Source organism: Streptomyces sp. NPDC054794 (assembly GCF_053611585.1).
In genome coordinates, this window is the sequence record NZ_JBSHAQ010000018.1 from 1 (window position 1) to 20,147 (window position 20,147).

19 protein-coding genes and 1 pseudogene are annotated in these 20,147 nt (G+C 69.9%); 15 read left to right on the forward strand and 5 right to left on the reverse strand.

All coding sequences use genetic code 11. From position 1 onward, the window contains the following. Nucleotides 1-426 (forward strand): annotated as a pseudogene (locus tag ACWGKT_RS20285) (methyltransferase, FxLD system); the annotation flags it as partial. Between the two features lie 476 nt (nt 427-902). Here ACWGKT_RS20285 and haaN read toward each other — a convergent pair. The 4 genes from haaN to haaT form a co-directional block, all read right to left on the reverse strand. Beyond that, nucleotides 903-1,382: a cyclophane-containing RiPP N-acetyltransferase HaaN gene (gene haaN / locus ACWGKT_RS20290; protein WP_453274770.1), complete on the reverse strand. Its 480-nt coding sequence runs from the start codon at nt 1,380-1,382 to the stop codon at nt 903-905. A gap of 92 nt (nt 1,383-1,474) precedes the next feature. Continuing rightward, on the reverse strand, nt 1,475-2,635 hold the full coding sequence (locus tag ACWGKT_RS20295) for an FxsB family cyclophane-forming radical SAM/SPASM peptide maturase (protein ID WP_453274771.1): 1,161 nt from the start codon (nt 2,633-2,635) through the stop codon (nt 1,475-1,477). A gap of 13 nt (nt 2,636-2,648) precedes the next feature. After that, nucleotides 2,649-2,861 (reverse strand): HaaA family cyclophane-containing RiPP peptide, encoded by a 213-nt coding sequence (gene haaA / locus ACWGKT_RS20300; protein ID WP_453274772.1) that lies wholly within the window; start codon nt 2,859-2,861, stop codon nt 2,649-2,651. Between the two features lie 139 nt (nt 2,862-3,000). Then, the gene (haaT, locus tag ACWGKT_RS20305) at nt 3,001-5,760 is read right to left on the reverse strand and encodes a cyclophane-containing RiPP biosynthesis TPR protein HaaT (protein WP_453274773.1); all 2,760 of its coding nucleotides are present in this window, start codon (nt 5,758-5,760) and stop codon (nt 3,001-3,003) included. Nucleotides 5,761-6,741: 981 nt separating this feature from the next. On the opposite strand from haaT, the gene ACWGKT_RS20310 reads away from it, so the two are divergent. The 13 genes from ACWGKT_RS20310 to ACWGKT_RS20370 all read left to right on the forward strand — a co-directional run bounded on the left by ACWGKT_RS20310 (nt 6,742) and on the right by ACWGKT_RS20370 (nt 18,031). Beyond that, nucleotides 6,742-7,248 carry an ATP-binding protein gene (locus tag ACWGKT_RS20310; protein ID WP_453274774.1) on the forward strand — a complete coding sequence of 169 codons (507 nt, stop codon included), beginning with the start codon at nt 6,742-6,744 and terminating at the stop codon, nt 7,246-7,248. Nucleotides 7,249-7,487: 239 nt separating this feature from the next. Next, nucleotides 7,488-8,039 carry a hypothetical protein gene (locus ACWGKT_RS20315; RefSeq protein WP_453274775.1) on the forward strand — a complete coding sequence of 184 codons (552 nt, stop codon included), beginning with the start codon at nt 7,488-7,490 and terminating at the stop codon, nt 8,037-8,039. A gap of 23 nt (nt 8,040-8,062) precedes the next feature. Beyond that, nucleotides 8,063-8,899, forward strand: a complete 837-nt coding sequence (locus tag ACWGKT_RS20320; RefSeq protein ID WP_453274776.1) for a hypothetical protein — start codon at nt 8,063-8,065, stop codon at nt 8,897-8,899. Continuing rightward, nucleotides 8,896-9,678, forward strand: coding sequence for an SAF domain-containing protein (locus tag ACWGKT_RS20325; protein ID WP_453274777.1), 783 nt, complete (start codon nt 8,896-8,898; stop codon nt 9,676-9,678). Before ACWGKT_RS20320 ends, ACWGKT_RS20325 begins: the two co-directional genes overlap by 4 nt. Nucleotides 9,679-9,719: 41 nt before the next feature. Continuing rightward, complete coding sequence (locus ACWGKT_RS20330; protein ID WP_453274778.1) at nt 9,720-10,496, forward strand: MinD/ParA family ATP-binding protein; 777 nt, start codon at nt 9,720-9,722, stop codon at nt 10,494-10,496. After that, nucleotides 10,493-11,848 carry a CpaF family protein gene (locus ACWGKT_RS20335; RefSeq protein WP_453274779.1) on the forward strand — a complete coding sequence of 452 codons (1,356 nt, stop codon included), beginning with the start codon at nt 10,493-10,495 and terminating at the stop codon, nt 11,846-11,848. Before ACWGKT_RS20330 ends, ACWGKT_RS20335 begins: the two co-directional genes overlap by 4 nt. 5 nt (nt 11,849-11,853) lie before the next feature. After that, nucleotides 11,854-12,768, forward strand: coding sequence for a type II secretion system F family protein (locus ACWGKT_RS20340; RefSeq protein ID WP_453274780.1), 915 nt, complete (start codon nt 11,854-11,856; stop codon nt 12,766-12,768). Continuing rightward, a complete protein-coding gene (locus ACWGKT_RS20345) occupies nt 12,768-13,664 on the forward strand; it encodes a type II secretion system F family protein (protein ID WP_453274889.1) in 897 nt (298 codons plus the stop codon). The genes ACWGKT_RS20340 and ACWGKT_RS20345 overlap by 1 nt, the downstream gene beginning before the upstream one ends. 59 nt (nt 13,665-13,723) lie before the next feature. Then, nucleotides 13,724-13,924 (forward strand): hypothetical protein, encoded by a 201-nt coding sequence (locus ACWGKT_RS20350; RefSeq protein ID WP_355718104.1) that lies wholly within the window; start codon nt 13,724-13,726, stop codon nt 13,922-13,924. Nucleotides 13,925-13,927: 3 nt separating this feature from the next. Next, nucleotides 13,928-14,335 carry a TadE/TadG family type IV pilus assembly protein gene (locus ACWGKT_RS20355; RefSeq protein ID WP_453274781.1) on the forward strand — a complete coding sequence of 136 codons (408 nt, stop codon included), beginning with the start codon at nt 13,928-13,930 and terminating at the stop codon, nt 14,333-14,335. Further along, a complete protein-coding gene (locus tag ACWGKT_RS20360) occupies nt 14,332-14,757 on the forward strand; it encodes a TadE family protein (RefSeq protein ID WP_453274782.1) in 426 nt (141 codons plus the stop codon). The genes ACWGKT_RS20355 and ACWGKT_RS20360 overlap by 4 nt, the downstream gene beginning before the upstream one ends. Then, on the forward strand, nt 14,754-15,200 hold the full coding sequence (locus ACWGKT_RS20365) for a pilus assembly protein TadG-related protein (RefSeq protein WP_453274783.1): 447 nt from the start codon (nt 14,754-14,756) through the stop codon (nt 15,198-15,200). Before ACWGKT_RS20360 ends, ACWGKT_RS20365 begins: the two co-directional genes overlap by 4 nt. A 26-nt stretch (nt 15,201-15,226) precedes the next feature. Beyond that, nucleotides 15,227-18,031: a BTAD domain-containing putative transcriptional regulator gene (locus ACWGKT_RS20370; RefSeq protein ID WP_453274784.1), complete on the forward strand. Its 2,805-nt coding sequence runs from the start codon at nt 15,227-15,229 to the stop codon at nt 18,029-18,031. A 435-nt stretch (nt 18,032-18,466) separates the two neighbouring features. Here ACWGKT_RS20370 and ACWGKT_RS20375 read toward each other — a convergent pair whose 3' ends face one another. Next, nucleotides 18,467-18,853: a hypothetical protein gene (locus tag ACWGKT_RS20375; protein ID WP_453274785.1), complete on the reverse strand. Its 387-nt coding sequence runs from the start codon at nt 18,851-18,853 to the stop codon at nt 18,467-18,469. 157 nt (nt 18,854-19,010) lie between these two features. Here ACWGKT_RS20375 and ACWGKT_RS20380 point away from each other — a divergent pair, with 157 nt between their 5' ends. Further along, nucleotides 19,011-20,081, forward strand: a complete 1,071-nt coding sequence (locus ACWGKT_RS20380; protein ID WP_453274890.1) for an AAA family ATPase — start codon at nt 19,011-19,013, stop codon at nt 20,079-20,081. Nucleotides 20,082-20,147 lie beyond the last annotated feature (66 nt).

The following is a 20,147-nucleotide window of genomic DNA, read 5'->3' on the forward strand; positions in this document are numbered from 1 at the left end:
CTCGGGCGGGCGGCCTCCGCCGGCCCCGACGCGTCCTTCGTCTGGCTCGGGCTAGGCCGGCGCGCCGCCCAGCGAGCCACCGCCCCATCCCCCGCGCTGGCGGCGGGTCTGGCGCCCGCCCTCCCCCCCCCCGCCGCACCTGCCCTGAGCCCCGCCCTCGTCGAGGGGGGCTCCATCGCCTATCTCACTCTGGAGCGGACCGCCGAAGACCAGGGCGCCGAAACCCGGTTCAGGTTGGGAGCCGTCGGCTACGGACCCGCCGGCGCCGAGCTCGCCGAGCGGATCTGCGCACAGATCCGTGCCTGGAGCCCGGCAAGGACCGTCGACCCCGTGATCACCGCCTACCCCGCGGGCACGCCGGACAGCGACCTCGTCGACGGAGCCGTGATCGACCGCCCCTCCGCGCGGCTCGTCATCACCTACTGACACCCCTGCTGATCCCAATGAGGGCGGGCGTGGCTGTCGGCAGGTGCGGCCGCGCCCACCGAAGCGAGAGCAGAGCCATAGTGGAGGACGGCGATCAGCCCTGGGCGAGGTTCGCCTCGCAGGTGCTGCACCGCCGCACGGCCGTCCGCTTCGGATTGCCCGCGGTGGCAGTCGCCGGGTAGGTGCTGCTCAACCGTTCCCACAGTCCGTGCGGAGGATTCGGGATCCACCCCCACCGCGGGGGCCGAACGTCGTCCTCGGTCATGTGGTCGCACCAGCCTGGCAGGTGCGCGCACTCCCCGGGAGAGATCAGGATCGTGTCATCCGGATGCGCACGCCACTCCCTCTTCACGGTCGTCGACACGGCACGAGAGACCACCGAAGGTGATGAGTCCGGCGGGCAGTCGCACCCAAGCCCGATGACGACCCGGCCGCCGCACTCCTCGCAGCGCTCCTCCTTCACAGCCGCACTCACCTCACGCGTTGCCGGAGGCAACCCGGTAGACGATCTTCCCGTCTGACTCGGTGAACCCGAGTGCCTCGTAGAAGGCCGGTGCGCCTGGGTTGTCGCGGTCAGCCATCCACTCGACCCTGCTGCACCCGGGGCGTGCGGCGGCCAGGGCGCGGAGTTCGCCCATGAGGCGGGCACCGATGCCCTGTCGGCGCAGAGTGCTGCGGACGTACAGCTCCTTCAGGAACAGGGAGTGGGTGGAGCCGGCGGCCGGCCAGAGGAAGGAGTAGGCGGCGAGTCCGACGATGTCCCCGGTGTCGTCCTCGACCAGCAGCGCGGAGGCCAGCGGTGGCGAGCCGAAGAGGGCCTCCTCGACCTGGAGGCGGCGTTCGTCCAGCGGCTGGATGTCGGCCTCGGTCGTACCGTAGTACCGCTCGATCTCCTCGATCAGCTCGGCCATGGCCGGGACGTCCCGCTTCTCCGCAGGGCGGATCGTCACGCTCATCGGTGCCTCCCTCTCTTCCTCGGTTGCTTCGGTCGCTATCTCACTCGTTCGTACCAACGCGCGACCCCCACGCGGCGGTACGGCACCGGCGCCTACGGTGACGCGGCAGCCCCCGTCTGGGGATTCCAGCCGTACTCCCGCATAGAGCCCTGGATGTGCCGGATGAGGTGCTCCAGGTCCGCGCAGTAGACGGACGGGTTCCGGTAGCCGTGGGCGGCACTGAAGCGGTGGGGGAGGTAGCCGCCGCCGCAGACGTCCACGAGCGGGCAGGCGCGGCACTCCTCAGCCAGCGCGTTCCTGCCGTGCTGTCGGTGCCGCAGCTTCGGATGCGACAGCGCTTCGTCGAAGGAGTGGCTGAAGACGTCGAGCCCGAGCCAGGAGGCGCCCTCCTCGACCGACCGCAGGGTGTCCACCGCCTCGACGGAGCCGTCGGACTCGATCACGACGCTCGTCGGCGGGGCCAGGCCGAGCGTCTCCACCGAGCCGCGCACGCCGGAGCTGAGGGCCACGATGTCCTCCAGCATCCGGATGCTGTGCCTGTCCTCGGGCCGGGCGAGCCACGCGTCGTACACCCTGCTCATCCACAGCCCGTACTCGGGCACGCCAGGGTCGGTGCGGAACGGCGGGTCGTCGTGGGTCGCGTGCGGCAGACCGAAGTCGATCACGGGCGGTTCGAAGGCCGCCAGGTAGTCGTGGACCTCGGCAGGGTCATTGGCCAGGTCCACGACGGCGAGCAGCCCCGCGAACAGATGCGGCCGCGACCGCAGGAGTTCGATGCCTTGCACGGCCGAGGCGGCGCTCGACCGCCCAGCGTGGGTCAACCGGTGCCGGTCATTCGCACGCGGCGGCCCGTCGAGGCTGACGCCGACCGCGACCTCGTACCGCTCGAAGAGGTCCAGCCAGGCGCCGGACAGAAGCGTTCCGTTGGTCTGGAGCTCGAAAAGAACCCGGGTCCCGGCCGGCGCACCCTCCCGGACGGCTTCCAGCAGACCGGCCATGTGCCCGACGCCGACGAGCAACGGCTCCCCGCCGTGCAGTACGACGTGGATGGTCCGAAGGCCGTGCGCGGAGGCGTGCTCGCCGATCCGCCCGGCAGCGGCCCGGAACACGGCGAGGTCCATGCGGGCGGGCAGGCGTCGCGCCGCCTGGTCCCTGGAGTTGAAGACGAAGCAGTAGTCGCAGTCGATATTGCAGCGGTTGGCGACCTTGAGGATGAACGTCCGGAAAGGAACGGGGCCTTCGGGTTCTGTCATCGAGCGGACGTGCTCACAGCGGCCAGGGCCAGATGAGCGAGGCCGCGTGGGAACCGTCGCCGAACCGTCCCGTCACGCCTTCCGCGGTCTCCTCCGCCTCCAGCCGCTGCCGGACGCGGGCGGCCACGCGGTCCAGGACGGCGGTGCCGGCCGCCGTCGGCTCCGCGGCCGCCGGGCCGACGGCCGTGATGGTGTGCGGCTCGGTGACGGACGTGGGTGACGGCATCCAACACTCCTCGCGAGGTACGTACCGGAGGCGGCACGGTGAGACGGGGTTGAAGCGACAGACCAGCCGGAACCGTAGCAGCCTCAACAACTCACCCGGGACAGGGAATTCGGCCACATGGTCGGCGCTAACCGGACCGCTACACCAGCAACTGTTCGATGTCGTCCACGGCCGCGCTCACTCCCAACCGCCGGTACACGGTCACGGCGGCTCGCAGCGAGCCCACGCCGTGACCAGGCCCGTCAACCGCCCAGTCGCAGCGGCCGATGCCCTCCAGCGCCCGCGCCTCCTCCAACGGGCAGCGGATGTCCCGAGCGAGCGTGAGGGCCTGATCGAAGTGCTGGCGGGCGGTCGTCGGTTCACCGGAGTTGAGCAGCAGCATGCCCCAGTGGTTCAGCACCTCCGCCTCCCCGCACCGGTCGCCCAGGCCTCGGAGGATCCGCAGTCCATCCTGGAACGCCTCGACCGCTCCGTCGCTCTCACCGACGATGCTGCGAGCCGCGCCCAGCTCGCTCAGCGAGGCGGCCTCACCCCCGCGACTGCCGAGCTCGCGGTAGACGTCCAGGGCCTCCTCCAGAAGCCGGATCGCCTCGGTCGCATCCCCGGCCACACGTTTCACGACGCCCAGGTAGCGGATGCTGTTGGCGCGGCCGAACCGGTCACCGAGCTCGGTGAAGTGCGTCAAGGCCTGGCTGTGTGCCGTCCGCGCTCCCTCGGTGTCTCCGGTCAGCCGCCGGACGGCGCCCAACTCGTTGATCGCGTAGGCCTGGTGCTCACGGTCGTCCAGCTCCAGGTAGATGTCGAACGCTTCCTGGTGATGCCGAGCGGCCACTTCATAAGCGCCCATGAGGCAGTGCACGACGCCCAGGTCCCGCAGGGAGTTCGCCTCCCCGTACCGGTCACCCAGCTCTCGGTAGATCGTCAGAGCCTCGCTCTGCGCCTCCACCGCGGCGTCGAAGCGGCTCATCTGCCGGTGTGTCATGCCGAGATCGGCCAGAGCGTTCGCCTGCCCGAGCCGGTAGTCCAGCTCACGGTAGAGGGAGAGGGCCTCGGCCTGGGCGCGGGACGCGTCCTCGTTGTCCGCGGTCAGGTACCAGACGATGCCGAGCTGGTTCAGAGCGTCCGCCTTGCCCCGCCGCTCGTCGACCGCTTCGTACGCCGTCACGGCGTCGTTCAGTGCCTCGATCGCCCGCGGATAGGCCGCCATGAAGCGACGTACGACACCAAGTTCGGCGAGAGCGTCACCCCGGGCCCTCTGATCGCCGGTGTGGCGGGCGGCCTCGACGGCGGTCCGGTGCAGCCCGACGGCCTGGTCCCAGGGGCCGGCCTGACGCAGGAAGGGCGCCATGGCCGCGGCGAGCCGGACCACGAGGTCGTACAGGGCGAGACCGTTCGCCTGCCGGACAGAGGCGAGGATGTTGGCCCGCTCGGCCTCCAGCCAGCTCAGGGCGCCCGCCCGCGATTCCATGGCCGGAGTCTCCACCCGCGAGGCGCCGTCCGGCGCCGGAGGCACCGCGGCTCCACTGCGCACGACGTGCCCGTTCGCGACGGCGAGAGCGGCCAGGTAGTAGGTGCACACACGCTGGACGGCCTGTACGTGATCATCCATGCTGTCCCCCTCGACGGCGAGGCCCCGGGCGTAGTCGCGAAGGAGATCGTGCAGTCGGTAGCGGCTCCCCGGCTGCTCGTCGATCAGGTGGTCGTCGTAGAGCGCATCGAGGTGCCGACGGGCCACCAGCGCCGGAACCTCACCCAGAGCCGCGCCGACGTGCGCGTCGAGATCGGTGCCCGGGAAGAAGCCGAGCCGCCTGAAGAAGCGCTGCCGCTCCGGCGCGAGATCCCGGTAGGACAGATCGAACGTCGCGGTGACGGCGCGTTCACCGGCCCGCAGCTCTCCCAGCCGGTCCCGCGCCGCCACCAGCCGTCCGCGCAGGTCCTCGGCGGTCCACGACGGATGGTGCCGCAGCCGTGCCGCGAGCAGCGACACCCCCAGCGGCAGACACCCGCACAGTCGCACCAGTTCGTCCGCCACACCCCGGTCGAGGCCATCGGCCGGCCGCCCACTGAGCCGCACGAAGAGGTCGACCGCGTGATCCGGCGGCAGCGCCTCCACCGACATGACCACCTCCTCACTCGCCACCAGTCGCCTGCGGCTGGTCACCAACACCAGGCACCCGTTCCCACCGGGGAGCAGCGGCTCCAGCTGCCGGTAGCTGGCTGCGTTGTCGAGAATCAGCAACGCCTTCTTGTCCGCGAGCCTGCTCCGCCACATGGCGGCCCGGGCCTCCGTGACTGCTCCGACGTCGTCACCGACGGGTATCTGCTGCGTCGGCACGCCGGCGGCTGCGAGAAGTGAGGCGAGCGCCTCACCGGCCTGCACCGGGGTGCGCCCCGGCGTGTACCCGTTGAGGTTCACGAAGAGCTGACCATCGGGAAACCGCTCGGAGAGCAGGTGACCGGCGTGCACGGCGAAAGTGGTCTTCCCGACGCCCGGCATCCCGTCGATCAAATGAACGGGCAGCCCCTCGCCACGCTCCTGCGAGGCCCGTACGGAGCCCATCAGCCGTTCCAGCTCCCCTACACGGTCGGTGAACGCGGCGGTGTCGCGTGGCAACGAACGCAGCACCTGGGCGGCTCCCGGTGGCCCCGCTCCATCCTCCGATCGCCCCGGCGTGGTGGAAGGCCGAGCCTCGGAGAGCCCGGCGAGCAGGGCCGTTAGTCCCGCCATCGTCACGCCAAGCACGACGAACGAGAACCAGGCATGCTCCTGTAACCACCCCAACCAGCCGGGCCACCGCGACTGGTTGGACACGGCGTTCGTGACGAGCCCGACCAGCAGCGTGGTCACGGCGCCGCCTCCGGCGACGCCAGCGATCGCGATGCCGCGACCGAGTCTCATACGGAGGTCCCAGCCGACGGGGGAGTGGTCGACTCCGCTCCGGTGCCGTTGCCGAGACACCGCGCACCGCCAACCGACCTGGTCACGAAGATAACCCCCGAGTCTGAAGCCCCAACTTCTACAACGGAACAGCCCGAATGGACCTTGGTCAAGGGCGCCTCTGCGCCATGAAAGCGTCTTGTGGACCAGACGGAGCTCATCCGTTGCCTCCGCACATGTGAGGACCATTGCCATCTACCCCAGGGCTAGGGTTCGTGTCTTGTCCTGCAAGGGGACACGATGTGGATCGCGTCGGAAGTCCCGCTCCTCCCGGACTGTGACGTTCCCGTTCGCTATCAGTGCCCGACGATCTCGTCGGGACGTGCCTTGTCCGCCGTACGGATGAGCCGCTTGCCGACAGTTGGTGGACCAACACCCCCAACGCGACGCCCTGACATGACGGCCCAGCACGGTCACGAAGTACATCCAATGGCATGGATAGCAGGTCTTCAATCGTTCTGGTGGCGGCCGGGCAGGCGAGCGGCTGCACCGGCGTAGCAGAGGGCGGGGCCCGGTACACGCAAGTCGGATTCTGGGACATGGGCTCCGCCGCGCTCGGCCCTGCCAGCAGCGGCCACCGGTGTGGAAGAGGTCCTCTGCGCCTGCCGGAAGCAGATGGTCCGTTTCTTGAGGCCTCTTGGCAGTTCAAGTATTGCGATCCGCTTAGGAGGCCTCATCGGAGTGATGGAAAGTACTTGAAAGAGCTGGTCAGAGGGGGTTCCGCTCTTCATCGAGTCCACGGTGTCGTGGTCGCGACCCAGTCGCGATCACCGGGGAGGTCCCTGCCGTGGTGCCGATTCTGTTCACTGCCGTCTTGTCACTGCCGTTGGTGACGATGGCCGGTCCGTTCGCGCTGTGCGAAGCGCGTGATTGCGTACGCCCGGGAAGTGGCCGTCACCGCCGCGTCGTACGCGGACGCCACGCAGCTCGGGGAGGCCGGCGATGACCGCGCTCCGCGCGTTGGGCGCTGCGCCGTGCGTCGTGTGGCGCTGGACGAGTTGCACTCCCGACGCTCCGGCCCAGGCCCGTGCCGCTCTCCGCTGCGCCCTCGACCAACTCGGATTCGACGGCGAGGCGATCGGTGATGCCGTACTGGCCGTCTCCGAGTTCGTCACCAACGCGACCAAGCATGCGGTGGGGCCGTACGAGATGCGTTTGCGCCGTACCGCCGCGGAGGTCATCTGCGAGGTCGAGGATCATGATCCGCGTATTCCGGAGATCCCTGCCTTTCCGGCAGTGACGCCGTACGCTCCGGCCGAGAACAAGCGCGGGGGCGGTCTGGAGGCGTTGTGCGCTTTGCTGTCCGAGGACGGGCGCGGCCTGTACATCGTCCACGAACTCACCAAGGGGGCCTGGGGGTTTCGCAGCCGGAAGGGGACGAAGACGGCCTGGTTCGTGCTGCCGGGCGTTGTCGGTACGGCTGATCGTCTCGTGCCGTCCGGCGACTGAGGTGTTGAGGGTGTCTGGGTAAGCGGTAGATCGCCTTCCCTCTCTTCCTCGCGGTGTTTGTAGCTCGGCCGAGCTACAAACACCGCGCATCATCTGTGGCCAAAGGTACACAACAAGAAGAAACCTGGCCCAAATTGGTCGTCCTGATTGTGGTTGACCCTCCGCCCAGCCGGGTAACTCCAGTCGCATTCGACTACTAAGAGTTGCTATAGATAGGCGTTGAGTGATGGGGGTTTGTGGTGAAGAACGGAAACGGCGGCCTGGCGTCGCTGGCTGCGCTGGTGCTTCTGCTGACGGCTGCCGCATGCACATCAGCTGACGGTGCTCCAGCGGACGGTGCTCCGGCGCCTCCTGGGACACCTGCGTCGGGCCGATCCGCGGCCGCTGCTCCGCCCTCGGAGGACGCGGCGCTCGCCGCCTACCGGGCGATGTGGGGCGACGTGGTCGTCGCGGCTCGAACTTCGGATGCCGGGCACTCGCGGCTGGACGACCATGCGGAGGGCGGTGCCCTGCAGCTTCTGCGCTACATGATGCGGAAGAACAAGGAGCAGGGAGTCGTAACGAAGGGGCAACCGAAGTTCGCGCCCATGGGCACGAAGGCCAGGGGCTCGACGGTCATCATCCAGGACTGCGCCGACGATTCCCGATGGCTCCAGTACACCGAGGACGGTTCGCTCAAGGACGACGTGCCGGGTGGGCATCACCGTGTCGATGCGACGGTCAGCAAGCAGGGTGGCCGTTGGCTGGTCGAGTCGCTGTACATCGGCGAGGTCGGCACGTGTGTGCAGTAATCCATGGCGGGGCGGTTGCGCCGATGGCCCTCCTCCTGGCCGCCGTGGGGACCGGGCTGTTGGCTGGACCGAAGGCGTTCGCAGACGGCGGATTCGGCAACGCGACCGGCGTGAGATGCGCGGGCAGCGGGTGCGATCTCAAGGCTTCCAGTGCGAGTCCGGGGCGACGCTCCTCGGGGGCTGCTCCCGTACGGCGAAGCGGCGGTGGCAGTCGTGGAGGCGGCGGTGGCGGGGGTGGAGGCGGTGGGCCTGTTGGGCCGCCGACGGTTGTCTCGGATGGGTGGGAGTACGACCTGGGCAACGGCATCGGCATTCTGCCGCGGTTTGACGCGGACAAGAAGGACAAGAAGAAGTCCGGTGATGCGGAAGGGCCGCAGGTCTCCGTGGAGGCTGTGGCTCGGCAGGCTGTCGAGCGGCTGCAGTTGCCCGAGCCCGTGATTCATACGAGTCCTGATGAAGACTCCGCCCAGGTGGTTCACGTGCCGACGTGGATGTGGGTGGAGAAGAGCAGTTGGGGACCGGTCACGGAGACGGTGTCGGTGCCCGGAGTGCAGGTGACTGCGACCGCGCGCCCACGATTGGCGGTGTGGTCGATGGGGGATGGCTCGACGGTTTCGTGTGCGGGGCCGGGGACGCCGTACTCCGCGAAGTACCGGCCGGACGCGGCGTCGCCGGATTGCGGCTATACGTACCGGAGGTCCTCGCTGGCCCAGCCGGGCGGGAGGTTCACGGTGTCCGTGCGGGTGACGTGGGATGTGGAGTGGCGCGGTGGCGGTCAGTCCGGAGTGGTGCCCGGATTGGTGATAGGTGCGGAGCGGCAGCTGGTGGTGGATGAGGTGCAGGCCGTCGTCGTGCGGTGACGTCGTCGGATGAGGACCGGCTCGTCGCGATGGGACGGGCCCGGAACAGTCGGATTTTCTTTTCTGCGAGGTGTTTTGTGGGTACCTCCATGTCTTCTCCGCTGGCCCATGGGATCGGATTGCCCGGTGCGCGCAGGGGCGGACCGGAGCAGCGGCCGCCGGTCCTCGGCGGCGTCAAGCGCAGGCCGGGCTGGTTGTGGGGCGGGATCGGGACGGTGTTGGCGTCCGCGGTCGGCTTCACGCTGATTGCGACGGAGTTGGGCGGTCGTACGGACGTGTTGGTGCTCGCCCGGGACGTACCGGCCGGGCACGTGCTTACTGGCAGTGATCTGCGTTCCGTCGAGGTTGCGGCTGAGGCGGGCGTGGTGCGGGTTGCCGACCGGGCGCAGGTGGTGGGACGGCAGGCCAGGGTGCCATTGGTGGCCGGGTCACTGCTCGCGATGGGGCAGGTCGGGGAGCGGGCGGACTTTCCGCCTTCCGGGTGGTCGCAGCTGTCGCTCGCGGTCGAGACGGGGGGTGCTCCGCCGGAGCTTGCGCGTGGAGAACGCGTCGCCGTGCTCCCGGGCCCGTCCACCGACGGTGCCTCTGTCGACAAGGAGGCAGAGGACAAGGCGCCGGCTGCCGTCGTCGGGACGGTGACCGGTGTGAAGGCCCCGGAGTCTGCGAGCGGTGTGCGGGTGGTGACGGTGCTGGTGGAGACCGGTGCGGTGCGCCGGGCTGCGGCGTTCGAGCATCCGCGGATCGTGGTGCTTCCGGCCGAGGGGCGTGAGGCACCGTGAGGCGGCTGATCACCTTGGGCTCGCTGACCGGTGCCCCGGGAGTGACGACGACCGCGCTGGCGTTGGCCGCTGCGTGGCCTCATGAAGCGGATGGCGGCGTACGGCCGGTCGTCGTAGAGGCGAATGTGTGGGGTGGTGATCTCGCCACGCGGTACGGCGCGCCGTACACGCCTGGTCTGCTGGATGTTGCCGCCGCAGCCCGGCAGCCCCAACCGGGTTCGCTTCTGGGGGCGGTCGCCGAGCTGCCCTTCGGTGTGCGGGCTGTTGTGGCGCCCGCCGGCCGGGGTGCGTGCGGCGAGGCGGTACGGGTGTTGGCTGCTGAGAGCGGGCGGCGAGTTCTGACCGGAGACGTCGGTGACCGGGGCACGGCGCTCCTGGACGTCGGCAGGATCGGCGAGGACGTCGACGGGCTCCTGAGCTCGTCCGATCACGTGATGCTGGTGACGCGCGGCTGCCCGGAGGCGCTGACCCATGTCTACGCACACCTCCTGGGCGTCGGCGAGGAGGCCAGGCGGATCACTCTCGTCGTGGTCGGTCCGTGCTCGTTTCCGTCGGAGGAGATCACCCAGGCCCTCGGCGTTGGGGACGTGGTCTTCCTGCCGTGGGATGTGAGGACCGTGGCCGCGATGCGCAGCCAACGGCGGATCACCCTGCGTACGTCCGGTTTCCGCACGCTGCCCTTGATGGCCGCCGCGCATCTCCTCGCCCGGCAGATCAGCGGAGCCGGCGGGCAGGTGGAGGCGCCTGAGCGTGCCGGAGTGGTCAGGCAGATGCGGGCGGCGCTGGTGGAGGCCGCGGCAGAGGGGAGCGGCGTATGAGCGGAGCAGGAATGTCCGCAGGCGCGGTGCCGGGCCAGTTCGGAGCGCACGAGCGGGAACTGGCGGACTTGGTCCGGCAGCGTGTGGTGACCCGGCTCGCCGCGTACGCCGGAGAACGGGAGGCGGCCGGGCTCCCGCCCGAGGACGACACGGCGCGGCGGGAGACGGTGAAGCGCCTGCTGGGCGAGGAACTCGGCACTCACTGGCGCAGGACCGTGACCGAAGGCGGCCGGGCACTTGATCAATGGGCCGAGCAGCGGATCGCGCAGGCCGTGGAGGACTCGCTGTTCGGCACCGCGGGACTGGAGCGGCTCCTCGCTGACGAAAGCCTGGAGAACATCTGCGTCAACGGCTGCGACGTGGTGTGGGTCAAGGACGCACACGGGCAGTGGCATCGTCGGCCACCGGTGGCTGCCTCGGACACCGAGCTCGTGGAACTCGCACGCACCCTCGCGGCGAGCGTGGACGGCGAGGAACGGCGATTCGACCGCGGCATGCCACGCCTGAATCTTCAACTGCCGGATGGCTCTCGGCTGTTTGCCGTGATGGCGGTGACCGGTCGAGTGTCGTTGACGATCCGGCGGCATCGCTTCCCGGCCACGTCGATGGCCGAACTCGTACGGCTGGGAGTGTGCGACCCCCAGCTGGCCGCGTTCCTTGCAGCGCTGGTGCGGGCCCGGAAGAACATCGTGATCGGCGGCGGCACCAACGTCGGCAAGACCACGGTGCTGCGGGCGTTCGCCAGCGAGATCCCGCCGGCCGAACGGCTGGTGACGATCGAGGACACCTTCGAGCTAGGGCTGGACGCGGACACCCGGGCACATCCGAACGTCGTGGCCATGCAGGCCCGTGAGCCGAACATCGAGGGCCAGGGCGGCATCGACCAGGCGGAGCTGGTGCGCTGGGGGCTGCGGATGTCTCCGGACCGGGTGATCGTCGGGGAGATCCGCGGGGCCGAGGTGATCCCGATGTGCAACGCCATGTCCCAGGGCAACGACGGCTCCCTGTCCACCATCCATGCCTCCACCTCCCGAGGCGTGTTCACCAAGCTCGCCTCGTACGCGGCCCAGGCACCGGAGCGCCTGTCGCTCGAAGCGACGAACCTGCTCGTGGCCTCCGCCGTGCACTTCGTCGTCCACCTCGGCTGGGACGCCGACGGCCGGAGGGTGGTCGACTCCGTGCGCGAGGTCATCGACGCCGACGGCACGCAAGTCGTCTCCAACGAGGTCTACCGGCCCGGCCCGAACGGACGGGCCGAGCCCGCCGCCCCGTTGCGCGCCGAGACGCTCCAGGACCTCATCGCCGTCGGCCTGGAGCCGCAGGCCATCGCCGTTCCCCGGTGGGGAGCGTGATGAGCATGGAATTCACGAACGGCTCGCTGACGGCCGTCGTGGCGGTGCTCGGAGCGATCTTCGGACTCGGCCTCGTCACCATCGTCTACGGCTCCGTGCGGCGCCCGGACCGTGAGGTACGGGCCGGCGCTGTGCGGAGCCTCATGGAGCGCCTGCCCGAGAACTGGACCAAGCGACGGGTGACCGTTGCAGCGGTGACCGGGATCGCCGTCGCAGCGCTGACCGCGTGGCCGGTAGCGGCTCTCCTCACCACGGCCGCGCTGCTCACCCTGCCCGGGCTGCTCGGCCCGGACCGACAGGCCGCACGGCGTACGGAGCGGATGGAGGCGCTGGCCACCTGGACGGAGATGCTCCGTGACACGTTGTCCGCCGCCGCAGGCCTGGAGCAGGCGGTCCTCGTCACCGCGGACATCGCCCCCACCGCGCTGGAACGGGAACTCGGCAGTCTGGCCGCGTCAGTGCGTGCCGGACGTCCGCTGCCTGCAGCGCTGCGAGCCTTCGCAGAGGAAGCGGACGATCCACTGGCCGACGTGGTCGTGGCCGCGCTCGTCATGGCGGCCGAGCAGCAGGGCAGCCAACTTGGTCCGCTGCTCGGTGAGTTGGCGGAATCGGTGCGCGAGCAGGTGGCGATGCGGCAGCGCGTGGATGCGGGGCGGGCCAGCATCCGCACCGGGGTCAGGGTCACCGTAAGTGTCACGCTCGGGATGGCGGTGGGGCTGGTGGTCTTCAACCGTCCCTACCTGGACCCGTTCGACACGCTCGCCGGGCAGGTGGTCCTGGCCACGGTAGGCGCACTGTTCGCGACGTCCTTCGCCTGGCTGACCGCGATCGGTCGTGTCGACGAACCCGTACGTCTGATGAGCTCCGCCACGGCACCCGGCCCCGTGGGCGCCGGCGCGGTGCCAGGAGGAACACGATGATCACTGTCCTGGTACTGGGAGCCATGTTCGGGGCCGGCCTGACCGCCCTCGTCCACGGGCTGCGCCCGCCACGCCCCGCCCTCGCCGACGTACTGGCTGCGCTCAACGCTCCGCCACTCCCGCCGGTGTCAGCGCCGGAGGCCGAGGGCGAGGAATGGGCGACCCGGCTGGGCCGACGATTCATCCCGCTGGTGCGGGCGCTCGGCCTCCCCACCGCTTCACTGCGCACGGACCTCGCCGTGTGCGGGCAGGACGTCGACAGACATCTCGCGGGCAAGGCGACCTGCGCAATCGCCGGACTGGCCACACCATGGCTCGCGGTGGCGCTGATCCGCCTCGGTGCAGGGATGAACACGGGATCGTGGGCGCCGGTGAGCGGCTCACTGGCGCTCGCCGTAGTCCTGTTCTTTACCCCCGACCTCACGGTGCGAAGGCAGGCTGCCCTGCGTCGTCGCGAGATGCGGCACACCCTCAGCCTCGTCCTGGACCTCACCGTGATCGCGCTCGCGGGCGGGGCCGGAGTGCAGCAGGCTCTCACCCACGCCGTCCACGCGCCGACAGGATGGGCGGCCGGGAAGCTCCGCCACGCCCTGCACGTCGCTCAGCTGACCCGCACCAGCCCCTGGACTCACCTCGGCGACCTCGGACGGCAGCTGGCCGTCAACGACCTTGCCGAGCTTGCCGCCACCCTCAACCTGGCCGGCGCGGAGGGCGCCAAAGTCCGTGGATCCCTCGCAGCGAAGGCCAAGGCGATGCGCCGCCGCCGTATCTCCGAGGCCGACGGAGCCGCTCAGGCCGCCACCGAACAGATGTCCCTGCCCGTGGTCGTGCTCTTCGCCGCCTTCCTGCTGCTGATCGGCTACCCGGCCCTCGCCCACGTACTGACGGCCACCTGACACCTGCCTCGGTTCACGCAGCTCACCCAACGCACAACACCGACCGGAGAACAATCCGCATGTCTCGAATGCACCTGGACTACCTGATCGCCACCGCACGCACGCATCTCGCACGCGTACGGCACGCCGCCCGCAACGACGCGGGCTACACCACGGAGACGATCGTGGTCACCGCACTGCTCGCGATCCTCGGCCTGACGGTCGTCGGCATCATCGTCGCCAAGGTCACCGCCCGAGCCAACAGCATCGACCTCGGATAAGGCATGCCGCACGTCCCGAGCGGGTTCCGCGACGACCGCGGCGCGGCAACCACCCAACTGGTGCTGGTCGTTCCGGCCGTACTGCTGATGATGCTGCTCATCGTGCAGTTCGCGCTCGCCTGGCACGCTCAGCACATCGCGCAGTACACCGCCGAACGTGCCCTGGCCGCCGCCCGCGCGAAGAACGCGACGGCCGCCGACGGGCAGGCCCAAGCCCAGGCCAGTCTCGCCCAACTCAAAGGCCGCATCCTCACCTCGCCGTCCGTGACCGTACGCCGCACAGCGGTACAGGCGACCGTGACGGTGCGGGGAGCCGTGATGCCAGTGGTGCCCGGACTCGACCTGCACGCCACCGGCGTGGCCTCCGGAGCCGTCGAACGACTCACCACGCCGCAAGGAGCGACACCATGACAGGCCGCCCCGAAGGGTGGGTGGACCGTGGGTCGGCGGCGGTCGAGCTGGTGCTGGTCACCCCGCTGCTCGTCATGGTGATGCTGACCGTCGTCGGACTGGGGCGCCTCTCGGACGCGCGGCTCGTGGTCGCAGACGCCGCCCACCAGGCCGCCCGCGCCGCATCCCTGGCCCGCACGGAACCTCATGCCCGTTCCGATGCACAGCGTGCGGCGCAAGACGCACTGCACGCCGCCCGCAGCGCCTGCACGCGCCCCCAGGTCACGGTCGACACCGGCAGCCTGACACCGGGCGGCAGCACATCAGCCACCGTGACCTGCACCGCCGATCTTCGAAACCTCACGATCATCCCCATGCCCGGGAGCGTGACGGTGGCTGACACGGCCCACTCGCCCGTTGACCGTTACCGGAGCGCCCCATGAGCATCCCCAATCGGCTGAAGTCCTGGGCTGGGGGACGTGCGACGGGAGGCGACGACCGCGGGCAGGTCACCGCGTTCGTCGTCGGCACCGTACTGGCCCTGTGGCTGTTCGCCGGGATCGTCGTGGACGGCGGGCTCGCACTGGCCGGCAAGGCCCGTGCCCTGGACACGGCTCAGGAGGCCGCCCGCACCGGCGCGCAACAGGTGGACATCGGGCGTCTGCGCCGTACGGACGACGTTCGGCTGATGGGGGAGAAGGCCGCGGCCGCGGCGCGGGCGTATATCGCCTCCACGGGCGACAGCGGTACGGCGACCGTGCACGGCGACAAGGTGACAGTACGCGTCACCCACCACCAGAAGGCACAGATCCTCCAGCTCATCGGCCTACGCACCCTGACCGTCACCGCGTCCGCTACTGCTCAAGCCGAGCGCGTGACGCCGTAACCGGGGCAAGGAAGGACCACCTGCATATGAGATCCCACCACTTTGCCCGCGTACGGCTGCGTGCAGCGGCCACTGCGGCGGGCACCGGCCTGATCACGCTCGCCCTGCTGGTCGGCCTGCCCTGGGTGCTGTGGGCGGCGGCCGGTGTCCCCTGGCCCGAGCAGGTGTCCTCATGGCGGGACCTGACCGATCGGCTCACGGAGCCCGTCAGCGATCCCCTGATGATCGAGCTGCTCGCGCTGTTCGGCTGGGTGTGCTGGAGCGCGTTCGCCTGCTCGGTGATCCGGGAGATCGCCTGGTACGCGACGCATCTGCCGCAGCTGATGCGCGACCGAGGCGTACACGCCGAGCACGTGGCCACGCTCTCCCTGAAGAGATCATTGGCGGCGCTGTGCGTGGGCACCCTCGTCCTGGCCGTGCTCGGGCTGTGGCGACCCCATGTCGCGAGCGCTCAGCAGCTGACAGGAATTGGAGAGTTGACGCCACGGGTAGCGGCGACGGCACCGCTGCATCCCGCGCTGGCCTTGACGGCCGACTCCCGGCCGGAAAGCCCGAAGGCCGGGAACGACGACACTCGAACGCGACCTTCGGCGGAGGCGACCGAGGAGCACCGGCTCGTCGAGTACACGGTGATGGAGGGCGACACACTGTGGGACATCGCGGCGACACACCTGGACGATCCCGTGAAATGGCCACGGATCTACAAGCTGAACAAGGACCGCGTCCAGCCCGACGGAGGACGACTGACCGACCCCGATCTGATCCTGCCCGGCTGGCATCTGACCATCCCCGTCGCTGAAACGGTCACTCCGCCCCCCGCACCTCCCACCGTGCCCGCACCCTCCGTCCCCGATACGCCGGAGACCCCGGACAAGCCCGCAGCTCCACGGCAGACTGCTCCTCACGGCACGCAGAAGGACGACGCAGACCAAGGGCATGGAGACGCGCAACGGCATACCGAGCGAGGGGCGGTCGCCGTCAGTGTCGGTGAAGCGAGCCTGATCGGCATCACCACCGCGGCCGGGCTGCTGGCCGCACTGCGCTACGTCCGCGTCCACCGCAACCGCTCGCGCCGGCCGGGCACGGACGTACACGAGCCGGCGCTCAGCCCAGTCGTCGAGAAAGCCACACGGGCGGCACGAGAAGCCGCGCTCCCGCGCACGCCGACGGACCCGGACACGCTCGTCACCCGCCGCACTTCGCCCCAACGACCCAAGCCGGTCCAGGCAGTGACCATCGGCCAGGCAGACGACACAGAGATCGCCCTCGACGCCCTGGCCTACGACGGAGGCTGCGACTGGAGCGGTCCCGGCGCCGAGGCGGCCACCCGCGCCCTGCTGTGCGGCATCCTCACCGCCGCCGAACGCCAACGCCCGCAGCAACCCCTTCTACGGGCCGTCGTACCACAAGAGTTGACGGACCGCCTGCTGCCCGGGCTGCCCTCTCAATTCACGGCCCTGACCCAGGCAACCGACACGGCTCATGCCATCAAGCTGGCAGAAGAGCATCTGATCGCCCATGCGAGGCATCGGCAGCAGACACAGGAACCCGGCCTGGAAGCGGTGGTGGCAGGGTTTGACGGCGATCACGAAGACCAGCAAGGCGCCGGCCCCGGCACCCTGCTCCTCCTCGCGACGCCGGAACCGGCTCACACCGGGCAGTTCCAGGCGCTGGCCACGCGTACCGACCCCGACGCCCTGCTGGTCCTCACCCTCGATACCGCCCTGCCCGGGACCACCCCATGGCACATTGCCGCCGACGGCGCCACGAACCTGCCGACAAGGACCTCCTCGCGAGCCGCACGGGCATCGTGGACGGAAGAACCGCGCCTGTTCCAGCTCACCGCCGAAGCCGCCCGGGACGTCATCGAAGTCGTCCTCGCCGCCCATGGACAACGCCCCCGGCTGCGCGTCATCCCCGCCGAACGCACCCAGACGCTCGCACCGCCCGCGGGGGACCTGGCCGAGGCCGACGAGGACAACGACGCCGAACCGGCCGCTCCCGCGTCTCTCCCGCGCCCTGCCGAGTCGCGTGAAACTCGCGGATCGCGGCGGCCCGAGCAGCGCAAACCGATCCGTCTGCACGTCCTGGGCCCCGTCACCCTCTACGCGCGCGGAAGCGACGATCCTGTCGGCGTCAACCTCCGAGCGGAAGTACGGGAATTCCTGGCCCTGCTGGCCGCCCACCCGGCAGGCCTGCTGGCCGCCGACATCGCCGAGAACCTGCGCCTGGACGGCGATATCGAGCAGAACGCGCGCGAGCTGAAGAATCTACGACGCGCCGTGCGACGGGCCTTGCGAGCGGCGACTGGAATTACCCAACAGGAATTCGTACTGCTTCAGGGAGAACTCCACAAGATCCATCCCGAGCTTGTGGAAACAGACCTCGCTGATTTCACCACGGCCCTGAACCGGATCTCGGCCGCCGGCGACCCGAGCACGCAACTGTCCTCCGTACGCGAGGCACTCCGCCACTACCGCGGAGTCTTCGTCCACGGCGGTGACCACTTGTGGGCCGACGGCATCCGCGAACACCTCGCCACCAAAGCAGCCGACGCCGTCCTGCGCCTGGCTCACCACGCCGAACACGCCGCCGACACGCACCAGACCGACGCGGCTCTCACCGCACTGGAACACGTCATCGCGCTCCACCCCGACCACGAGCAGCTGTACCAGCACGCCATCCGCCTCTACCAAGCCGCTGGCCGCCACGACGCCGCACGGCACACATACACGCGCCTCCAGCGGCACTTGGCCGACCTCGGCCTCGAACCCGAACCGGTCACCCAGGCCCTGATCACACCCAGGGCCCACGCCCGGAAGACCCGGTAAGAAGCAGCCTACGGTCCACGCACGCCTCGTCACCCGCCGCCCAAGACCCCCTGGCGTCCACCCCGTCGCATCCGGTGCCGTCTCCGGCATCGTTTCCCTGCGCGTGCTTGGAAACGACGCCCCCTGCCGGCCCGTTCCGACAGGCCAGGCGGCCTGCGAGCCGCCGACGGGCGAGGGCGACTGTATATCGGTGCAGCAACGCATCCCGATCTACTGACGGCTGCCGCCCAGGCCCCGAACATCCCGCATGGACTCCCGTGCCCGGACATCCCCGACATGCTGCGTTCCCTTTTGATTCGTCACTTCGCTTCCAAAGATCCTGATACGGCCCTGGACCTGGCCGGCCCGGCCCTCCCCGGCGGGCAGGCGGCACCGCCGCACAGGCAGGTACGGGGCAGGAGGCCCCGCCGTACCGGAGGTTGAGCCGGTGGCCGCCTATTCGCGCATGTACTCGATTCCCCAGGTTGCCGGCGCCCCGCAGGCGCCTTGGAATCGGTCGTGCAGGTCACGGGCCACGACGCCTTGCGTCGCGCCGCCGGAAAAAGCCCTGAAAAAAAGTCGTGAATTCGCGAGAATTCCAGCATTATCAAGCCGGAATACGGCTTCAGATGGGGTGCGGGTCGAGCTATATTTGAATTGTTCCCGGGAAGGGTCGGGAATGGAAAACCCGCCAATGGGGCCGCCCGAAAACGGATGACAGGTGGAGTGTGCCCAAAAGGCGGCCGAATTCAAATTCGGATAAGGCGCCCCTGCTAGCCCCTTGCCGCCCCTGTCGATCCGCTTACCCGGTGAAAGGAACTCCTCGATGACGAGCACCGCCACGCCTACGCCTGCCTCCCCGCCTTCGGCCCCCACAGGGCAGCAGTCCGCCTCCGCACCCCCGCCGAACACCCCCACGACCCCCACGACCCCCACGACGCCTGCGGCGCCCGCGCCCGGCCCGGGCATCAAGGCACGCCCGGGCGAGTTGCGCGCGAGGATCGCCCAGTTGTTGGCGGCGAGTCCGGGGCGGGTCTTCACGGTCACGGAACTGGCCCGGAGGCTGGGGCACTCGGGCGGGGCGGTCGGCAACGCCTGCGACACGCTGGTGAGCCGGGGCGAGGCCGAGCGGTCCGGCTCCAAACCCCGTACGTACCGGGCGACTTCGGCGACGGCCGCCGCAGCCCAGCCTGCGGTACCGCCTCCTCGGCCCGCCCCGGCCAGCACGCCCCAGGCGCCCCGCCAGGCACCGACGTCCCCGCCGCCCAACGGCCGACCGGTACCGATCATCCGCCCGAACGGGCAGACGTACCACCCGAGGGCGCTGGCCCAGCTGCCCGATGTGGAGGCACTGCGGCGGCTACGCACGGCGCAGGTGGCGGTGCTCCTGTACGGGCCGCCGGGTACGGGGAAGACCTCCCTGATCGAGGCGGCCTTCCCAGACCTGATCACAGTGGCCGGGGACGGGGACACCACGGTCGGCGACCTGATCGGCGAGTACACCCAGGACGCGAACGGCGGGTACGAGTTCATCTACGGGCCGCTGGTGACCGCCATGCAGGAAGGCCGGGCCCTCCTCCTGGACGACGCCACGCTGATCTCCCCGAAGGTGCTGGCCGCCCTGTATCCGGCGATGGACGGGCGCAGGCAGATCCAGGTCAAGGCGCACAAGGGCGAGACGATCACCGCCGCCGACGGCTTCTACGTGATCGCCGGACACAACCCGGGCGTACACGGGGCGGTCCTCACCGAAGCCCTCGCCTCCCGGTTCAGCATGCAGATCCAGGTCGGCTCCGACTACGACCTGGCCGCCTCTCTCAAGATCAACCGCACGGCGGTACGCATCGCCCGCAACCTCGCCACCCTCCAGCAGGCGGGCGACCTCGGATGGGCGCCCCAGCTAAGGGAGTTGATCGCCTTCCAGAAGATCGCCGACGTCCTCGGCGCCGAGGCGGCCTTCGCCAACCTGGTCGGCATCGCGCCCCTGGAGGACCGGGACACGGTCGCCGAGATCGTCACCAAGGCGACCGGCCGCCCGGTCACGGCCCTGGCCCTGGGCAGCCAGCTCTGACCGCCCCGCCCGGGCCCAGCCGAACGCCGGGCCCGGGCCACCCCCCAACCCCACACCACCCCCTCC